General features: G+C 61.0%; 11 protein-coding genes. 4 read left to right on the top strand and 7 right to left on the bottom strand.

What is annotated here, in order from left to right; all coding sequences use genetic code 11:
• The first annotated feature begins 381 nt into the window (after window positions 1-381).
• Together KDL09_RS16670 and KDL09_RS16665 are read left to right on the top strand one after the other, a co-directional pair.
• On the top strand, window positions 382-606 hold the full coding sequence (locus KDL09_RS16670) for a hypothetical protein (protein ID WP_294387507.1): 225 nt from the start codon (window positions 382-384) through the stop codon (window positions 604-606).
• Between the two features lie 117 nt (window positions 607-723).
• Entirely contained in the window at window positions 724-1,368 is a 645-nt protein-coding gene (locus KDL09_RS16665) for a DUF4126 domain-containing protein (protein ID WP_294387504.1), read from the top strand.
• Between the two features lie 184 nt (window positions 1,369-1,552).
• Here KDL09_RS16665 and KDL09_RS16660 read toward each other — a convergent pair whose 3' ends face one another.
• The 3 genes from KDL09_RS16660 to KDL09_RS16650 form a co-directional block, all read right to left on the bottom strand.
• The gene (locus KDL09_RS16660) at window positions 1,553-1,933 is read right to left on the bottom strand and encodes a DUF2237 domain-containing protein (protein WP_294387499.1); all 381 of its coding nucleotides are present in this window, start codon (window positions 1,931-1,933) and stop codon (window positions 1,553-1,555) included.
• Between the two features lie 65 nt (window positions 1,934-1,998).
• The gene (locus KDL09_RS16655) at window positions 1,999-3,225 is read right to left on the bottom strand and encodes a polysaccharide lyase 6 family protein (RefSeq protein ID WP_294387498.1); all 1,227 of its coding nucleotides are present in this window, start codon (window positions 3,223-3,225) and stop codon (window positions 1,999-2,001) included.
• Between the two features lie 12 nt (window positions 3,226-3,237).
• Window positions 3,238-4,887: an altronate dehydratase family protein gene (locus tag KDL09_RS16650; protein ID WP_294387496.1), complete on the bottom strand. Its 1,650-nt coding sequence runs from the start codon at window positions 4,885-4,887 to the stop codon at window positions 3,238-3,240.
• 88 nt (window positions 4,888-4,975) lie between these two features.
• On the opposite strand from KDL09_RS16650, the gene KDL09_RS16645 reads away from it, so the two are divergent.
• Window positions 4,976-6,736 (top strand): ATP-binding cassette domain-containing protein, encoded by a 1,761-nt coding sequence (locus KDL09_RS16645; RefSeq protein ID WP_294387492.1) that lies wholly within the window; start codon window positions 4,976-4,978, stop codon window positions 6,734-6,736.
• 45 nt (window positions 6,737-6,781) lie between these two features.
• Window positions 6,782-7,261 carry a glycine cleavage system protein H gene (locus tag KDL09_RS16640; protein ID WP_294387489.1) on the top strand — a complete coding sequence of 160 codons (480 nt, stop codon included), beginning with the start codon at window positions 6,782-6,784 and terminating at the stop codon, window positions 7,259-7,261.
• Between the two features lie 30 nt (window positions 7,262-7,291).
• Here KDL09_RS16640 and KDL09_RS16635 read toward each other — a convergent pair whose 3' ends face one another.
• The 4 genes from KDL09_RS16635 to KDL09_RS16620 form a co-directional block, all read right to left on the bottom strand.
• Window positions 7,292-9,346 carry a hypothetical protein gene (locus KDL09_RS16635; RefSeq protein ID WP_294387486.1) on the bottom strand — a complete coding sequence of 685 codons (2,055 nt, stop codon included), beginning with the start codon at window positions 9,344-9,346 and terminating at the stop codon, window positions 7,292-7,294.
• A gap of 145 nt (window positions 9,347-9,491) precedes the next feature.
• Window positions 9,492-12,830: a PVC-type heme-binding CxxCH protein gene (locus tag KDL09_RS16630; protein ID WP_294387485.1), complete on the bottom strand. Its 3,339-nt coding sequence runs from the start codon at window positions 12,828-12,830 to the stop codon at window positions 9,492-9,494.
• Between the two features lie 88 nt (window positions 12,831-12,918).
• Entirely contained in the window at window positions 12,919-14,112 is a 1,194-nt protein-coding gene (nspC, locus tag KDL09_RS16625) for a carboxynorspermidine decarboxylase (RefSeq protein WP_294387482.1), read from the bottom strand.
• A 106-nt stretch (window positions 14,113-14,218) separates the two neighbouring features.
• A partial coding sequence (locus tag KDL09_RS16620) for a PfkB family carbohydrate kinase (RefSeq protein WP_294387479.1) occupies window positions 14,219-14,905 on the bottom strand: 687 nt, incomplete at its 5' end.

Here is a 14,905-nt window from a genome sequence, read left to right as displayed (position 1 = left end):
CTCTGAGTCCGACAATCCTCGTCTGGAGCCGCGAACCTCGCGGTAGTTGTATTCTTCGTTCCGCGCTGGCGCCCGCTTCCCTTCAGCTGTGCCAGAATCTTTAAGCTGGGTGCATTTCCTGACGGAACGACGACGAGATTTGGAAGCGAAAACGGACAGGCTTAAATAAGGGCAGGCTTAATTGCGATCGAACTCGCGCGGGCGTTGTTCACTCCATCCCGATGACGATCCGCAAGTTTGAACAGCGCTATCTGAAGAACCTCCACGAGATGAAGGAATGGCCCGCCGCCGTCTTCAGCCGGGACCGGAAGCTCATCACCGAAGGCAGCGTCTATTTCTTCGCCCTGCCCGGCGGGTCAGCGGCGGCGCTGCGCGTTTCGCATGGCAGGCAAAACCAAACCCAGCCTGCCGGACCTCATGAAGATCACGGCCAAAACCGGCTTCCTGCGGCTGGGGGACGATCTCATCAGCGTCTCCGAGGTGAAGATGGTCACTGGCAGTGGCTCGGATCTGGAAATGACCGTGACATTTGCGAGTCGCACGCAGCCGCTGATACGCACCACAGGAAAAGAACAGGATCGCTGTCTCCTTCGAAGCGGATCATGACGGCATGATGCATTTCCGAAGGGAAATTGAGATGCGCAAGGCGATACCCCTCCCGTTTCCAAAAACCGGAGGAACTTGTTCATCGACCGAGGACGCGAAGTGTGGTATGGGACTGGCATGCAAATCCTCGAACAGCTTGGCCTGGCGCTCGGACTCGCATCGCTCGCGGGCGTCAATCTCTACCTCACGGTGCTTCTCACCGGTCTGCTGGTGCGCTTCGACGCGCTGCATCTCGCGGCGAAGTATGAATCTCTCGCCGTTCTCGGGCATGACTGGGTGCTGATCGCCGCCGGCGTGCTCTATGTCATCGAGTTCGCCGCCGACAAGGTGCCGTGGCTCGACTCGCTGTGGGACAGCGTGCACACGCTCATTCGTCCGATCGGCGGCACCATCCTCGCCGTGCAGGCGCTGGGTGACTTGCCGCCGCACATCGAAGTCATCGGCGCGCTGCTCGCGGGCGGCGCTGCTTTGACAACGCACAGCGCGAAGGCCGGCACGCGACTGCTGGTCAATCATTCGCCCGAACCAGCATCGAACATCGTGCTCAGCCTTGCGGAGGACATCGCCGTCGGCGCAGGCACGCTGATCATGCTGCTGAAGCCCGTCATCGCCCTCTGCCTCTTCACCGTTTTGATCATCACACTCTGGCTCGTGCTGCCGCGGATCTGGCGTGTGATCTGGCGCTCTTTTGAGATCATTCGGGACAAGTGGCGAACTTCATTCAGTCGTGAAGATCCAAACATCGCGGCATGCGCGAGGTAGGGCAGATCCTTCGCCATCCGCTGTGACAGACACGCCACCTAGCGCTGTTCCGTAGTTCCGGCTTTAGCCGGTCCACTCCGAACCAGACCGCCTAATGGCGGAACTACAGAACACGATTCGGTATCGACTCGATTCAGACGTCACGCGAAATGCATTTCCGCAAATACCCTGCCCTGCAATCTGATCACTGCTCCACTTCACCCGGATCATCGAGGGCGTGAGCCCTCAGGTCTTCGAGATCCACCCATTCGAGTGCGGACTCGTGTGTGGCAGAGAGTGACACTGGCGGAGCCACTCCGGCCTCGAACGCCTCCTTCCAACGTGTGACGCAGAGGCACCAGCGATCGCCGGGTTTCAGGCCGGGAAAATCCCACTCGGGAGCGGGAGTGCTGAGATCGTTGCCCATGGCACGCGAGAACTCCAGAAACTCCCGCGAGGCTTCGATGCAAACGGTGTGCAGCCCCACATCACCGGGACCGGTGCGGCAGTAGCCGTCGCGATAGAAGCCGGTCATGGGTTTGCGACAGCAGCAGGTGAGGGGAGTGCGAAGGACGTTGGTGCGCATGCGTCCGGATAGATTCGACTGGCAGTCGAATCAAGTGGGCACTCGGCTTCGATTGCCAGTCGAAGCTACTTCCACCAATTCGGGCTGGTTGGTTCTGGAACGGGCGACTGGATTCCCTCGGGCTCGTCCCTGCCCGTGAAATTGTCCTTCATCGTCACACCATCGGCGGCGCATAGGATTTCGAATGCCTCGCCGTTCGTCGTCTGAATTGCATTGCCGCTGATCTCGGTGTCCACGGGTGGAAGCACTGCCTTTTTGTCACCCTTCATGCCGATGAGAATGTTATGTTTGCAGTTGATGAAGACATTGTTCGTCACCTTGGCGTTTTTGACCTGGAAGTAGCCGTTGTCAGGCGAGTTCGGAATGCCGAGCATGAAGCACATGGCGCTGCGCTCGTTGTCCCCCGTGAGATTCACGAAGTGGTTGCTTTCGATGACATGACCTTCACCAATGATACGCACACCACCGGCTCCCTTGGCACCGTCGCCGATGAAATCGTTCAACATCACCGTGCAGCCGTTGCCATGCCGCAGCGTCAGCGTGCCTGACACGCCTTTGAATGTGTTGAAGCGGTAGATGTTGCCGCAGGACTTGTTGGAGATGCACTCGGCCTCGCCATCGCATTTCTCGAAGAGATTGTGCTCCACGATGCAGGCGGCGGTTTGCATCGAGGTCTTGCTGTCACCGAGACGGATCGTCTCGCCGCCATTCTTGCCGAGCTTCTGGCGCGGGCCGAAGTGATTGTGATCGATCTGGTGTTTGCCTTGATCCTTCGCCTCATTCGAGAGCCACACGACCATCGTCGTTCCTTCGCTGGTCTTCCCGGCGATGTAGCAGTGATCGATGCGGTTCCGCGCACCATAGATCGACACAAACCGCGCCGACTTTCCGGGGGCCGCTTGCAACTCGTTCGTCACCGCGCAATTCGTGATGCGGCAGTCGCTGGCGAGTTCATCCGAATCGATGCGCAGCTCGATCGCCTCCTCGCCCGTCGGATTCTGAAACCACAGGCCGTCCACGACGATGTGCTGGCCCGCGATGGAGATGCGCGAGTCTCCCGTGAGCACCACCTTTCCCGGCGTCTGCGCCTTGATCGTCACCGGCTTCTCCACTGTGCCTTCCGCATGAATCTTCAACCGCGCATCCGCCCACATGCCGTCTTGAAGGATGAGAGTGTCACCGGCGGCGACAGCTTTGGCAGCATCAGCGAATGCAGTCGCATCCGCGACGGAGATTTTCTTGGCATGCAATTGCGAAGCAACCAGCAGAATCAACGCGATGTTTTTGATCATGGCGATGTCGGATTAAAGTGACACGCCGCGCTTCCACGGCAGGAAGTCGTCCTGCCCGAGTGCGACGGCCTTCGGTGTGTAATCACCGCTGGCGGTGGCGAGGATGAGATCGAAGAGGTCTTCGCCGGCCCGGGGGACGGATTTTTCGCCGGTGATGATGGGACCGGCGTCGTAGTCGATGATGTCGGGCATGCGGGTGGCGAGGCCGGTGCTGGTGGAGACTTTGAGCGTGGGGCAGACGGGGTTGCCGGTCGGGGTGCCGAGGCCGGTGGAGAAGACCATGACGTTGCAGCCGGCGGCGGCCATGGCGGTGGTGCTTTCGACGTCGTTGCCGGGCGTGCAGCAGAGCGTGAGGCCGCCGCGCTGGCGGGCGGGCTCGCCATAGTCGATGACATCGACGATGGGGCTGGTGCCGCCTTTTTTGGCCGCGCCTGCGGACTTGATGCCGTCGGTGATGAGGCCGTCGCGGATGTTGCCGGGGCTGGGGTTGGCGTCGAAGCCGGAACCGCAGGCCTGCGCGGCGTTTTCATAGGCGCGCATGAGGTGCACGAATTTGTCGGCAAGCGCGGCGGTGACGCAGCGGTCGCTGAGGCTCTGCTCGACGCCGCAGAGTTCGGGGAACTCGCTCAGCACCGGCGCACCGCCGAGCGCCGCGAGGAGATCCGACGCATGACCGATGGCGGGATTGGCGGAGATGCCGGAGAAGCCGTCGCTGCCGCCGCATTCGACGCCGAGGAAGAGATTGGTGATCGGACAGGCCTCGCGCGTCTGCTCATTGGCGATGCCGAGCTGGAGGAAAGTGTCGCGGATGGCGTTGGCGAGCATGTCGCGCTCGGATTTGCTCTTCTGCTGCTCGTAAACGAGGAGCGGCTTTTCGAGCTTCGGATAGAGTGCGGCTAGCTCCTGCTCCAGCAGGCTGACCTGCGCATGCTGGCAGCCGAGGCTGAGTACGGTGGCACCGGCGACATTCGGATGATGAATGTAACCAGCAAGGATGCGGCAGAGCGCCTGGGCATCCTGTCGTGTGCCGCCACAGCCGAGGCCATGTTCGAGGAACTTCACGCCGTCGATGTTCTTGAAGACACGCGATGAGACAGCGGACGTTTCCGCTTCGAGCATCGCGGCTTCGATTTGCGCTTTCGACGCGCCTTCGCGCTGCATTTGCACCAGACGATGCGCGAACTGCTCATACGGCGAGGTCTTGCCATAGCCGAGGCTGCGGGTGAGGGCCTCGCGCATGAAGTTGAGATTGCGGTTCTCACAGAAGACGAGCGGGATGACGATCCAGTGATTCGCCGTGCCGGCAGGTCCTTGGCGGCGTTTGAAGCCGTTGAACGAGCGGCCGGCCCACCTCGAGACGTCAGGCGGCGTCCAGACGTAGTCGCTCTGCTTGCCGGAAAAGCTGGAGGTGGCGTGGACGACATTGTGCGTGTGCACCAGTGCTCCGGCGGCGATGGGCTGCGTGGCCTTGCCCACGATGACGCCATACATGGTGACGATGTCGCCCACGGCGAAGTCTTTGGCGGCGAACTTCTGCTTGGCGGGAATCTTTTCACGCAGCGTCCAGCGGTGGCCGTTGAGGGAGACTTCGGCGCCGGCATCGAGATCGCGCAGGGCCACGATGAGGTCGTCGGCGGGGTGAACTTGGAGGAAGGAGGCCATGGGTGCGGAGGAATAGAGCACGGACCGGGGAAAGGAAGGGTGAATTTTGAACTTTGCTCTTTCTACCAGACCGGCTTAGATCGCAGTCATGCTCGAAATCAACAATCTGTCCCATGTTGTTCCCGGAAGAAACAAGGAGCCGCTCCGTGTGCTGGAGCAGGTGAGTTTCACGGCGCCGGGCGGTCATGTGCTGGCTCTGATCGGTCCCTCCGGCAGCGGCAAGACGACACTGCTGCGCATCCTGGCCGGGCTGACGGAACCCGAGGCAGGAAGCGTGATGCTGCGCGGGCGGGATCTGGTAAAACAACCGCTGTATGCCAACCAGCTCGGCTGGGTCCCCGCGGGGGATGACGGCCTGATCGAGCACCTGACGGTGCGCGAAAATCTCATCAGCGCGGCGATGCTGCGCGGTGCCGGCCGCACCAAGGACGAGGTGCTCTCCCGCGTCTCGCATGTGCTGGTCACCGTGGGTCTTGAAAACATCGCCACTGAACGCACCTCCGCGCTGGCGCTGCCCCACCGCCGTCGCCTGAAGCTGGGCCTCGCCCTGGTGGCGGATCCGGTGATCGTGCTGTGCGATGACTTCACCGTGGGCCTGGACGTCCGCAGTGAGCGCGAGTTTGAGGCCCTTCTCAAGCTGGTGGCCAGTGACCGCCCCGATCGCATCGTGATTCATGCCACGGACTCGCTGGCAAATCTCGGTGCCTACGACACGGTGGTGGTGATGCATGAAGGCTACGTGGCCTTCCATGGTCCGGCCCGCGCGGTGCCGCACTACTTCACGGTCCCGACCTATGATGAAGTCTATGCCCGACTCGCCAAACGTCCCGCGCAGCGCTGGGGTGACTCCTGGATGAAGCATCGCGACGCTTACTATGCCGCCTTCAAGCTTGGTGGTGGTGGGGAGAATCTCTCTGCCGCCGAGGAAGACCCCGGTGACGAAGATCGCACCATCATCATGAAGCAGCGGGGCGCGGCGGAAGAGGACGAAACCCGAAAGACCTCAGAAGTCGAAGCGCGTCCGATCATTCCCCTTCCCGGCACCTTCAGCCAGGCGCGGCACCTTCTCAAACGCCGCTGGTCCCTGCTTCGGCGCACGCCGCGTGAATGGATCGTGCATGCCTCGCTTCTCGTCGGCGCGCCCGTCATTGCAGCCCTGCTGCTGCTGCCTAACCTGAAACTGATCAAGGAAGTGCGCGGTGGTGCTGTGAACGCCGAAGTGATCTGGCCTGCCTCCTACACGTTGTCCATGATCGTGCTGATCCAGGTGCTGCTCGTGCTCTTCATGGCGCAGCGTCTCGGAGCGCGTGAGATCGCCTCACGGCGCGCGATCTACGAACGTGAGCGCATCGGCGGTGTGACGCCAATGGCATGGCTGCTGGGCTCCCTGCTCTTCATGCTGCCGATCATTCTCGTTCAAAGCGTCTGGATGGAGATGTTCCTGGACATCGTGTCAGGCGGCCTTCCGGGCAGCGGCCTTGCCAAGCTGCTTCTGCCGGCCATGTCCGGCGCCGCCTTTGCCGCGATCTGCCTGGGCATTTCCGCAAACTCCGGCAGCAAAGAGCGCGCCCATAGCGTTTCGCTCACGGTGCTGAGCGCCAATGTGCTGCTCTGCGGAGCTCTGCTGGGCTTTCCCCAGACTCTCGGGCACATCGTCCATCCGTTTGTCACCGCGCATTACGGCTGGTCGGGCATCATCCATTCGCTGGAGAAGACCGCCTACTTCACTCCCATCGACCAGATGGTGAAGACGTGGTTCGCCACGCCTGATCTCGCAATGATCATGCTTGCTGTGCACTTCCTAGTCGGCGTGGCGCTCGCCCTCGTAGGCCTGCGACGCCACGGGTGATCTTCACTGTCTTCTCGTCGGACTCCTCCCTGCCTCGACCGTTCCATGCCGCTGAATTTCGTCCGCTTTAAGCACGCCCGCTTTTCCGCCCGCTTCCCCGACACCTTTCGCTACTCTCGTTCCCACTATTGGATGGCTCCGGTGGAAGGAGAATCGAATCTCTGGCGCGTTGGCTTCACCAAGTTCGCCACGCGCATGCTCGGAGAGCTTGTGGATTGCGAATGGAAGCCCGGTGAGGGTGCGAAGGTCACCCCCGGAGACAATATCGGCTGGGTGGAAGGTTTCAAAGCGGCATCGGACGTCTATTGCGTGATGAACGGCGCCTTCGCCGGAGGCAATCCGGAACTCAAGGTCGATGCCTGCATCGTCCGCAGCGATCCCTATGAACAGGGATGGCTTTACGCCGTGCGAGGCGAGCCTGAATCCGAGAGCATGGATGTGAACGGCTACATCGAACTCCTCAGTGGCACGATCCAGCGCATGGCTGAAGAAGGTCATGGAGAAGAGGGCGCTTCCGAGGAGTGAGCGCACTGACTTAGCAGTCAGTATTCCTCATTACTTCCCGGTCACATTCTTCAACGACGCCAGCCCCTGCAACACCCGCACTTTACCGCTGCGCGCACGTCGCGCGATGTTCTCAAAGTGCTCTAGGTAAGGCACCTTCTCTTTGTCCTGATCTTTGCCAATAAAGATCACGAAGTTGATCTGCGGCTTCGGTTTGTTCTTCAGCTGGTAGTGCAGACGGACGGCATTCTTGACCTGATCCTCACGCATCTCGGCGGTAACCTGTGTGTCAAAGTTCGGTGGTGAGCGTGGAGGTCGGAATCCCATGTCACGCCACACCTCGCCGATGCTCACGATCACGCGCTGTGGGATGCCCTTGGCCTTGCGCGCGGCGTTTTCCTTGGCCAGCCAGTCGTAACCCTTTTTTACGGCATCACGCCAGGCCTGAGCATCCTTGTCGGTCCACTTGAGGCGCTTGAGTTCCTTCGCCTTTTCCTCAGCTGTGAGTTTGCTGGGAATCTCCATGCTGCGATAACCGCTGCAGATGATGAAGACTGCGTCCACATCACATTCGAGCGCGAACTGGATCGCACGCAGGTAGCCGGTAAGATGCTGCGCCTCGACCGGCTCCACCTCGCTGCTCACCGTTTGGACCGGATAGCCAATGGGCCGAATGCCCAGTTTTTCGAAGTCCCGGTTCACCGGATAGAGCCAGTCACGTATCTTGTCCTTGTTGGCGGTCGTGGCCGGCAAAAGCTTGTCGGAGTAGGCCGAAACACCCCGGCCCTCGTACAAAATGACGTTGAAGTAGGTCTCCAGACCGAGTTTGCCGATCATGCCCGCGATCTCATCCTTGACGATTTGATAAGCAGGATAGCCGCCGCGTGGATCGGTCAGCATGTAGCGTTCGGCATCAATCAGGAAGGCAACGCGTTTGCCCTGCGATTTAATGCCGAAGAAATTCACCTGCGAAGTGCCTTTCGGAGAGAACGGCATCGCAAAGCTGGCGCCGAGGTCGGTCGTGGCGATGTCCATCACCTGCGGGCCCTCAGTTTTCGATTCGAAATCCGGCAGCGCGACGGACGAAACACCCGCGGCGGTGATCGCACGCGCAGGTGCTGCGGCGACCGCCGTTGACGTCGGCATCGCCGTGGGCATCACCTGCTTTGTTTCCGGCTGCTCCTGATCCGCCTCAGGCGCCACGATGCCCACCAGCTCCGCCACCGGAGGTTCCGGCACGATCACCACGAGCAGCCCCAGGAGCAGAATCAAAATCACATGCACCACCAAGGCGACCGTGATTGCAGAGGCCTTTTGCACGACATGACTGTTCGGACGCGGAGCGATCAGAGCTGGGCCGTCGATCACAGGTTTTTCATCTGCAACCAACGGCGGCGCCTCGGCGACCTCTGTCTCCACTTTTGCCACTTCCGTCTTCGCCACCGGCACCGCCGGGGCTTCCTGCTTCGGAGGCTCCACGGCCACAGCCGCGAGCACCGGATCTTCGTCTTCTGTTTCGGCAACTGCCGCAGACTTCACTGGAACGACAGGAGCAGGCGGCTGCTCTTCCACCACAGACAGCACCGGCTCCTCTTCCTCCTCTTCATAAACAACCGCCACCGCATCTTCGACTTCGACCGCGGGCGATGCCACCGGCTCAGTTTCGCTCTGATGCGACTCCGCGACCCCGCTGGTCTCAATCGGCAGACCTTCGGCGGCCAGCCAGTTCAGCAAGGACGTTTCCCTGGCGCAGCGTGCCGGATCCAGTGTGGAGGCCACCACGGCAAAGCGATGAGCCTCCTCGGACTCATTGCGAAGCTGATGAATGCGCGCACGCACCAGCGCCGCCTCGACATTGAACTCATCCTGCGCCAGCGCGCGATCCGTGAAACGCATCGCGAGTTTCGGATCGAGCTTCATCACCAACAGCGCCGCACGGAGCACTGAATCCACGTCCGGCGGCTCTTTGGGCGCTGTGGAGATCAGGAGCGCCGCCTGCTGGCCGCTGCCCTCACGCACCAGCGCCTCCGCCAGTTCGAGGCGAACACCCCAGTCAGCCGGTGTTCGGCGCAGTTGGGCTCGGAGTTGGTCAGTGCTGGCAGGCATGGAGGAATTTCAGCGTAGAGAGAACGTTCAAAGCAAGACTAATCTTTGGATTCGTTCCCCACGCTGGCCGCCACAACCGCCACCGCAAGCATCAGAGACGGTTTCGCATAAGACGCCACGCCTCGAAGCGATAATCAGGTCACGGTCACTTCCCCAGCAAAAACGCGATCAGGTCGGCCATCTGCTCCTTCGTGATCGCGGCTTCGAGGCCGACGGGCATGAGGGTGCGGTCGAGGGACTTCATCTCCTTGATGGCGCTGCGCGGTAGCGTCTCTTTGGCTCCGCCCATCATGGCGAGGACGACGCTGTCGCTGTTCTCGCTTTGAATGAGGCCGCTCAGGCTGCGACCGTCCTTCGTGTCGATTTGATAAGCGGTCCAGCGTGCTTCGAACATGCGGTTCGGATCGAGGATGTCGGAGAGGATGCCTTCCGGCGGCTTCACTTTAACATCGGAGAGCGGCGGGCCGACATCGACGCCCATGTCGCCATGCTTGTGGCAGGTGATGCAGATGGTGGCGAACACGGCCTGACCTTTCTTCGCATCGCCGTGTATCGTGGTGGCGGCCATGTAATCCTTCACCACAGCGGCGCGGTCGCTGCTGGCCTCGCCGAAGAGCTTCTTCGCGAGGTCGGTCATCTCGCCCTTGCCGCGCTGATAACGCCAGCGCGTCTCGACATCGACCCAGGCGGTGGGGAACTCGCCCTTCTCCATGCGCTTGAAGAGATCGAGCGCGGTCGTGGCGTTCCCGGTGAGGATCGGCACGAGATCTCGCTTCAACGCAGGACCTGCCTTTGGCAGCAGTTCGTAAATGAGCGGAGCGGTGCTGGTGGCGGGATACTTTTTCAGCAGGACGAGTGTGGCGGCGCTGAGTTCGGTGGGTTGCGATGTGGTGAGCAGATTCTTCACGACCGGCTCGACCGCGGCCCATTTCCGCGAAGCCAGCAACGGCAGCACGGCGAGGCGTTCATCAAGCGGGGCTTTGTTGTTGGCGATGATTTCATCGATCTCCGATTGCAGGGCGGCGATTTCCCTGGCGGCGTCTTCGTGACCTTTCGGCAGCCTGGCGAGTCCTTGCAGCAGTGCGGGTTTCCACCACAGGAGTTCACCGGGGGATTTCTGGAGCAGTGACAGCGTGGCCTTCACGTCATCAGTCTGACCGTCGGCAAGCGAACCCGCGGCGAAGGTGCGAATCGTGGTGCTGCGAGTTTCAGAGAACGTCTTGAAGAAGTCGCTGCCGAGCTTGCTGAGGATGGTGCCCATCTTTCCGCTTGCAGCGGAGGCGACCATTTTGGCCATCCATGGATCGTCGGCGTGCTGGGTGAGGATGGTGGCGAGCTCGCCTGCGTCGCTGATGCCGGGGACTTTGAGGAAGAGGGCGCGGTCGGCATGCTCGGCGGGCACATCGCCCCAGCCTGTTTCAGGGATGGCGTGGTATTTGCCGGGAACCTTTGCGACGAGCTTCTTCGTACCCTTGGGCACGACACGCCAGATGCGGCCTTCGTTTTCGCCCTGGCGCATGTCGTGGGTTTTGACGAACTCTTCGGGGAAGAAGCGGGCGTGGTCGATCCAGCGGCGGTAGATGTCGCAGATGTAGATCGCGCCGTCGGGGCCGGTGGTGAAGTTCACGGGGCGGCACCATTCGTCAGCACTGCGGAAGAACTCCGTGCGGTCACCGATGCGGGTTGCCTTCAACGAAGCGCCATTGGGCTCGATCTTGTAGCGCGTGACGAGCTGGCCGGTGGGATCGGGAACGAAGACGTTGTTGCGCAGCTCGGGCATGAGATCACCGCGATACACGCCGAGACCGGAACATGCCGTGTTCGTGCCCGCGTGCGCGTCCGCAGTAGTGTGGGTGATTTGCAGCGGATACACCCGCGTCTCTGCGCCGGGCGTGGCGATGTCTTCATGCACCTGCGTGATGCCGGCGTGCGGATTGCGCAGCATGGCCTCGTAGGGCATGACGGTGAACATGAGCGGGTTGCGGTTCGAGCAGTAGAAATGATGGCCGTAGTCGTCGAAGGCGCCGCCGTATTGTCCTTTGCCGCCGGTGGGCGTGATCTTGTCGGTGCGTGGGTCCCATTTGAAGTTGGAGCCGGGCACATTGACGACGTCCTTGGGGGCATCGGCGGGATAGATCTCCTTCGCGTCGAGGCCGTTGTTGAAATGCACGCAGCCGTCGAGTCCCCAGCGCGGGGCGCTGACTTGAAGCTGGGCGTGGCGGGGATTGAAGCCTTTGATCAGCGGTTTGATTTCGTCCGCCTTGCCATCGCCGTTCGTGTCCTTGAGGAAGAGAACCTGCGAACGCGTCGTGGCAATGAGTCCGCCGTTGTAGGGCAGCAGGCCCTGCACGTTGTCCACGTGATCGGCAAAGGTCACCGCCTTGTCCATGCGACCGTCACCATCTTCATCCGTGAGCAATTGAATGCGCGAGAGCCATGGGTCGTTCGGGTTCGGCGGACCGAGCGGATAGTCGCGCATGTCGGCCACATACATGCGGCCCTGCGCGTCCCAGGTGACTTCAACGGGATCGAGCACGAGCGGCTCGGCGGCGACGAGTTGCACTTCATAGTCGCCGTCGAGCTGGATGCGCTTCATCGATTCCTCGGGCGAAAGCGGTTTGCTCTGACCGTCGCGCACTTCGCCGATGTCGCTGCCGCCGCTGGCCTGGATGGCGCTCCACTTCTCTTTGAACTCGCCGAGCGGATACAACTCGTAGCGGCGCACGATCATCTCCGCGCCTTCGGTCTGGAGCAGGATCTTGCCTTCGCTTGGCTTGCAATCGAACGCCTCGTTCACCAGCGCGCCGTTGACGAAATACTGCAGCGTGTCGCCCTTCGCGATGACTTCGAGGCGGTTCCACTCGCCCGGCGGCGACTCGACATCGTTCTTGCCGCGGAAACCGACTTTGTCCGCCCAGTCTTCATCGCGATGCTTCCAGTTGATGCGGCCTTTGGTCACCGTCTGACGCGGCTCGCCCTTCTTCCAAATCTTCTCCTTGTCGCGATCGAGCGTGTATTCTGAAGAAAGCGATGTCGTCAGCTCCGTGCCATCGGCGAGCTTCGGCGAAAGCACGAGTATGTCGCCCACGCCGCCTTCGATGATCTGCGCCTCGATGCTCGCCATCCAGGTGTCGCTGTAAGCGCCGTGCGGACCGTAGGCATGCAGGAGGATGCCGTTGTCCTTTGCGGCCTTCTCGCGCTTACCCCAGGTCTTCGTGCCCCACTTAAATTCGAGGACGAGATGGTAGTCGCGGAAGATGTCCTTCGTGGCGACATAGCCGTAGCCGCGACCGGAGATGTTGAAGGTGCCGTCTTTGGCAAATGTCCAGATATCCTTTGGATCATCGTGAAAGTCGGCCTTCGGGTTGACGTGGTGCTCCACGTTGCCGGATTTGATGACTTCGAGGAGGTCAATCTTCTTGGTCACCGGCTGAGCGGAGGCGACAAACGGAACGGCGAGGAGGAATGCGAGGAACGAGCGCATGGTAAGCATACGCAGAGTACGTCCGCCGATTTGCCGGGCCAGACACGAATGAAGCCAAACTTGGTGCTTTTGTGACAGCGAGGTCGCGTCAAGAGAGCTTGTTCCGGAAATCCTCGTAGCCGAAGCGACGCACCACGCGGTATCCCTGCGTCGTCGGATCATAGATCGCGATGTCCGGATGCGGCACACCGTTGAACGTGGTCGTTTTCACCATCGTGTAGTGTGCCATGTCAGCGAACACCAGTCGCTGACCAACACGGAGCGGCTCAGGAAAGGAAAAACCTTCGAGCACATCACCTGCAAGGCAGGTGGGTCCGCCGATGCGATACTCATGCGCGAATTCGCCTGTTTTGCCCGCACCAAAAATGTGCGGACGGTAGGGCATCTCCAGACAGTCCGGCATGTGCGCGGTGGCGGAGATGTCGAGGATCGCGGTGGGAACGGGTGTCGGCACGATGTCCTGCACTTCAGCGACGAGATAGCCGGTGTTCAGGCCCGCTGCTTCACCGGGTTCGATATAGACTTCTTTGCCCCACTTCTCGCGGAAGGTGCGCAACACACGGACGAGGCGCTCCACGTCGTAGTCGTTGCGGGTGATGTGATGCCCGCCGCCCATGTTCACCCACTGCACTCGTTCGATGAGATGGGAGAACTTCGTTTCAACAGCGGCAACCGTGCGCTCCAGCACGTCGGAGTCCTGCTCGCACAGCGCATGGAAGTGCAGGCCCTCGATGCCGTTCAGATCCTCGCCTTCAAGCGTGTCAGCACGAATGCCAAGGCGGCAGCCGGGTGAGCAAGGATCGTAGAGCGACACCTCGACCTCGGAATGCTCCGGATTCACTCGAATGCCCGGGCTTGGCGCATGTCCCGCAGCCTTCGCCGCATCCAGCATCGGCTTGTGCTTCCGAAACTGGGCGAGCGAATTGAAACTGATGTGATGGGCGATGGGAATGATCGCGCGCATCTCGGCCTCTTTGAACGAAGGCGCATAAACGTGCACCTCCTTGCCGAACTCCTGCGCCAGCAGCGCCTCGTGCAATCCGCTAGCACAGCAACCGCTCAAATACTCGCGCATGATCGGAAACACGCTGAACATCGAGAAGCCCTTAAGCGCGAGAAGGACTTTGGCGCCTGACTCACGCTGCACACCGGCGAGCTTCTCCATGTTTTTACGCAGCAGCGCCGTGTCCACCACGTAGGCGGGTGTTTCGATGGCGTTGATGTCGAACGCCGGATAGGGCTGCTCGTAAACGTGAGGGGGCGTGAAGTCAGTGGAGGCCATTTCGGTGGAATGCGGAGAGTAGGTTTTACGGATAACTCCGCAAGAAGCACGTCACATGCTGTTCACACTTCAGCGTGAACAGCATGCACGATCATCGTCACCGGCATCAGCGCACCACACGCGCGCCACCGCCGCCCATAGTCTTCTCGACTTCCTTGCGGGTCGCCATCGAGGTGTCGCCGGGTGTCGTGGAGGCGAGGGCGCCGTGAGCGGCGCCGTATTCGACAGCCTTCTGAGCGTCGTTGAACTCCATGAAACCGAATTGCACGCCGGAGGCGAAGCTGTCGCCGCCGCCGACGCGGTCGAGGATTTCGAGGCCGGGATACTTGCGGCTTTCGTGGAACTGGCCGTCGTGCCAGAGGATCGCAGACCAGTCGTTGACAGTGGCGGTCTTCACGCCGCGCAGTGTGGTGGCGGCGACCTTGAAGTTCGAGAACTCCTTCACCGCCGTTTCGATCATCGCCTTGAAAGCGTCGAGCTCGATGTTGGAGATGTTGTGGTCCACGCCTTTGACCTCAAAGCCGAGCGAGGCGGTGAAGTCCTCCTCGTTGCCGATCATGACATCGACATACTTCGCGATCTCTCGATTGACCTCCTGCGCCTTCGCCAGGCCGCCGATGGTTTTCCAAAGCGACGGGCGGTAGTTGAGATCGTAGCTGACGATCGTTCCGTGCTTGTTGGCGGCCTTGACCGCTTCAACGGTGAGTTCGGCCGTCGTGGCGGAAAGTGCGGCGAAGATGCCGCCCGTGTGGAACCAGCGGACGCCGAGTTTGCCAAAGATGTGCTCCCAGTC

The organism is Prosthecobacter sp., assembly GCF_020439865.1.
In the GTDB taxonomy this organism is placed as follows: Bacteria; Verrucomicrobiota; Verrucomicrobiia; order Verrucomicrobiales; family Verrucomicrobiaceae; genus Prosthecobacter.
Note: the sequence above shows the minus strand (reverse complement) of the source record. Positions and strands in the feature narration are given on the sequence as shown.

Bases quoted from the DNA above. Each gene is read 5' to 3' on its own strand.
- KDL09_RS16640 (WP_294387489.1), top strand. From the start codon at position 6,782: ATGCCGCTGAATTTCGTCCGCTTTAAGCACGCCCGCTTTTCCGCCCGC.
- KDL09_RS16655 (WP_294387498.1), bottom strand. From the start codon at position 3,225: ATGATCAAAAACATCGCGTTGATTCTGCTGGTTGCTTCGCAATTGCAT.
- KDL09_RS16645 (WP_294387492.1), top strand. From the start codon at position 4,976: ATGCTCGAAATCAACAATCTGTCCCATGTTGTTCCCGGAAGAAACAAG.
- KDL09_RS16650 (WP_294387496.1), bottom strand. From the start codon at position 4,887: ATGGCCTCCTTCCTCCAAGTTCACCCCGCCGACGACCTCATCGTGGCC.
- nspC (WP_294387482.1), bottom strand. From the start codon at position 14,112: ATGGCCTCCACTGACTTCACGCCCCCTCACGTTTACGAGCAGCCCTAT.
- KDL09_RS16660 (WP_294387499.1), bottom strand. From the start codon at position 1,933: ATGCGCACCAACGTCCTTCGCACTCCCCTCACCTGCTGCTGTCGCAAA.
- KDL09_RS16635 (WP_294387486.1), bottom strand. From the start codon at position 9,346: ATGCCTGCCAGCACTGACCAACTCCGAGCCCAACTGCGCCGAACACCG.
- KDL09_RS16670 (WP_294387507.1), top strand. From the start codon at position 382: ATGGCAGGCAAAACCAAACCCAGCCTGCCGGACCTCATGAAGATCACG.
- KDL09_RS16665 (WP_294387504.1), top strand. From the start codon at position 724: ATGCAAATCCTCGAACAGCTTGGCCTGGCGCTCGGACTCGCATCGCTC.
- KDL09_RS16630 (WP_294387485.1), bottom strand. From the start codon at position 12,830: ATGCGCTCGTTCCTCGCATTCCTCCTCGCCGTTCCGTTTGTCGCCTCC.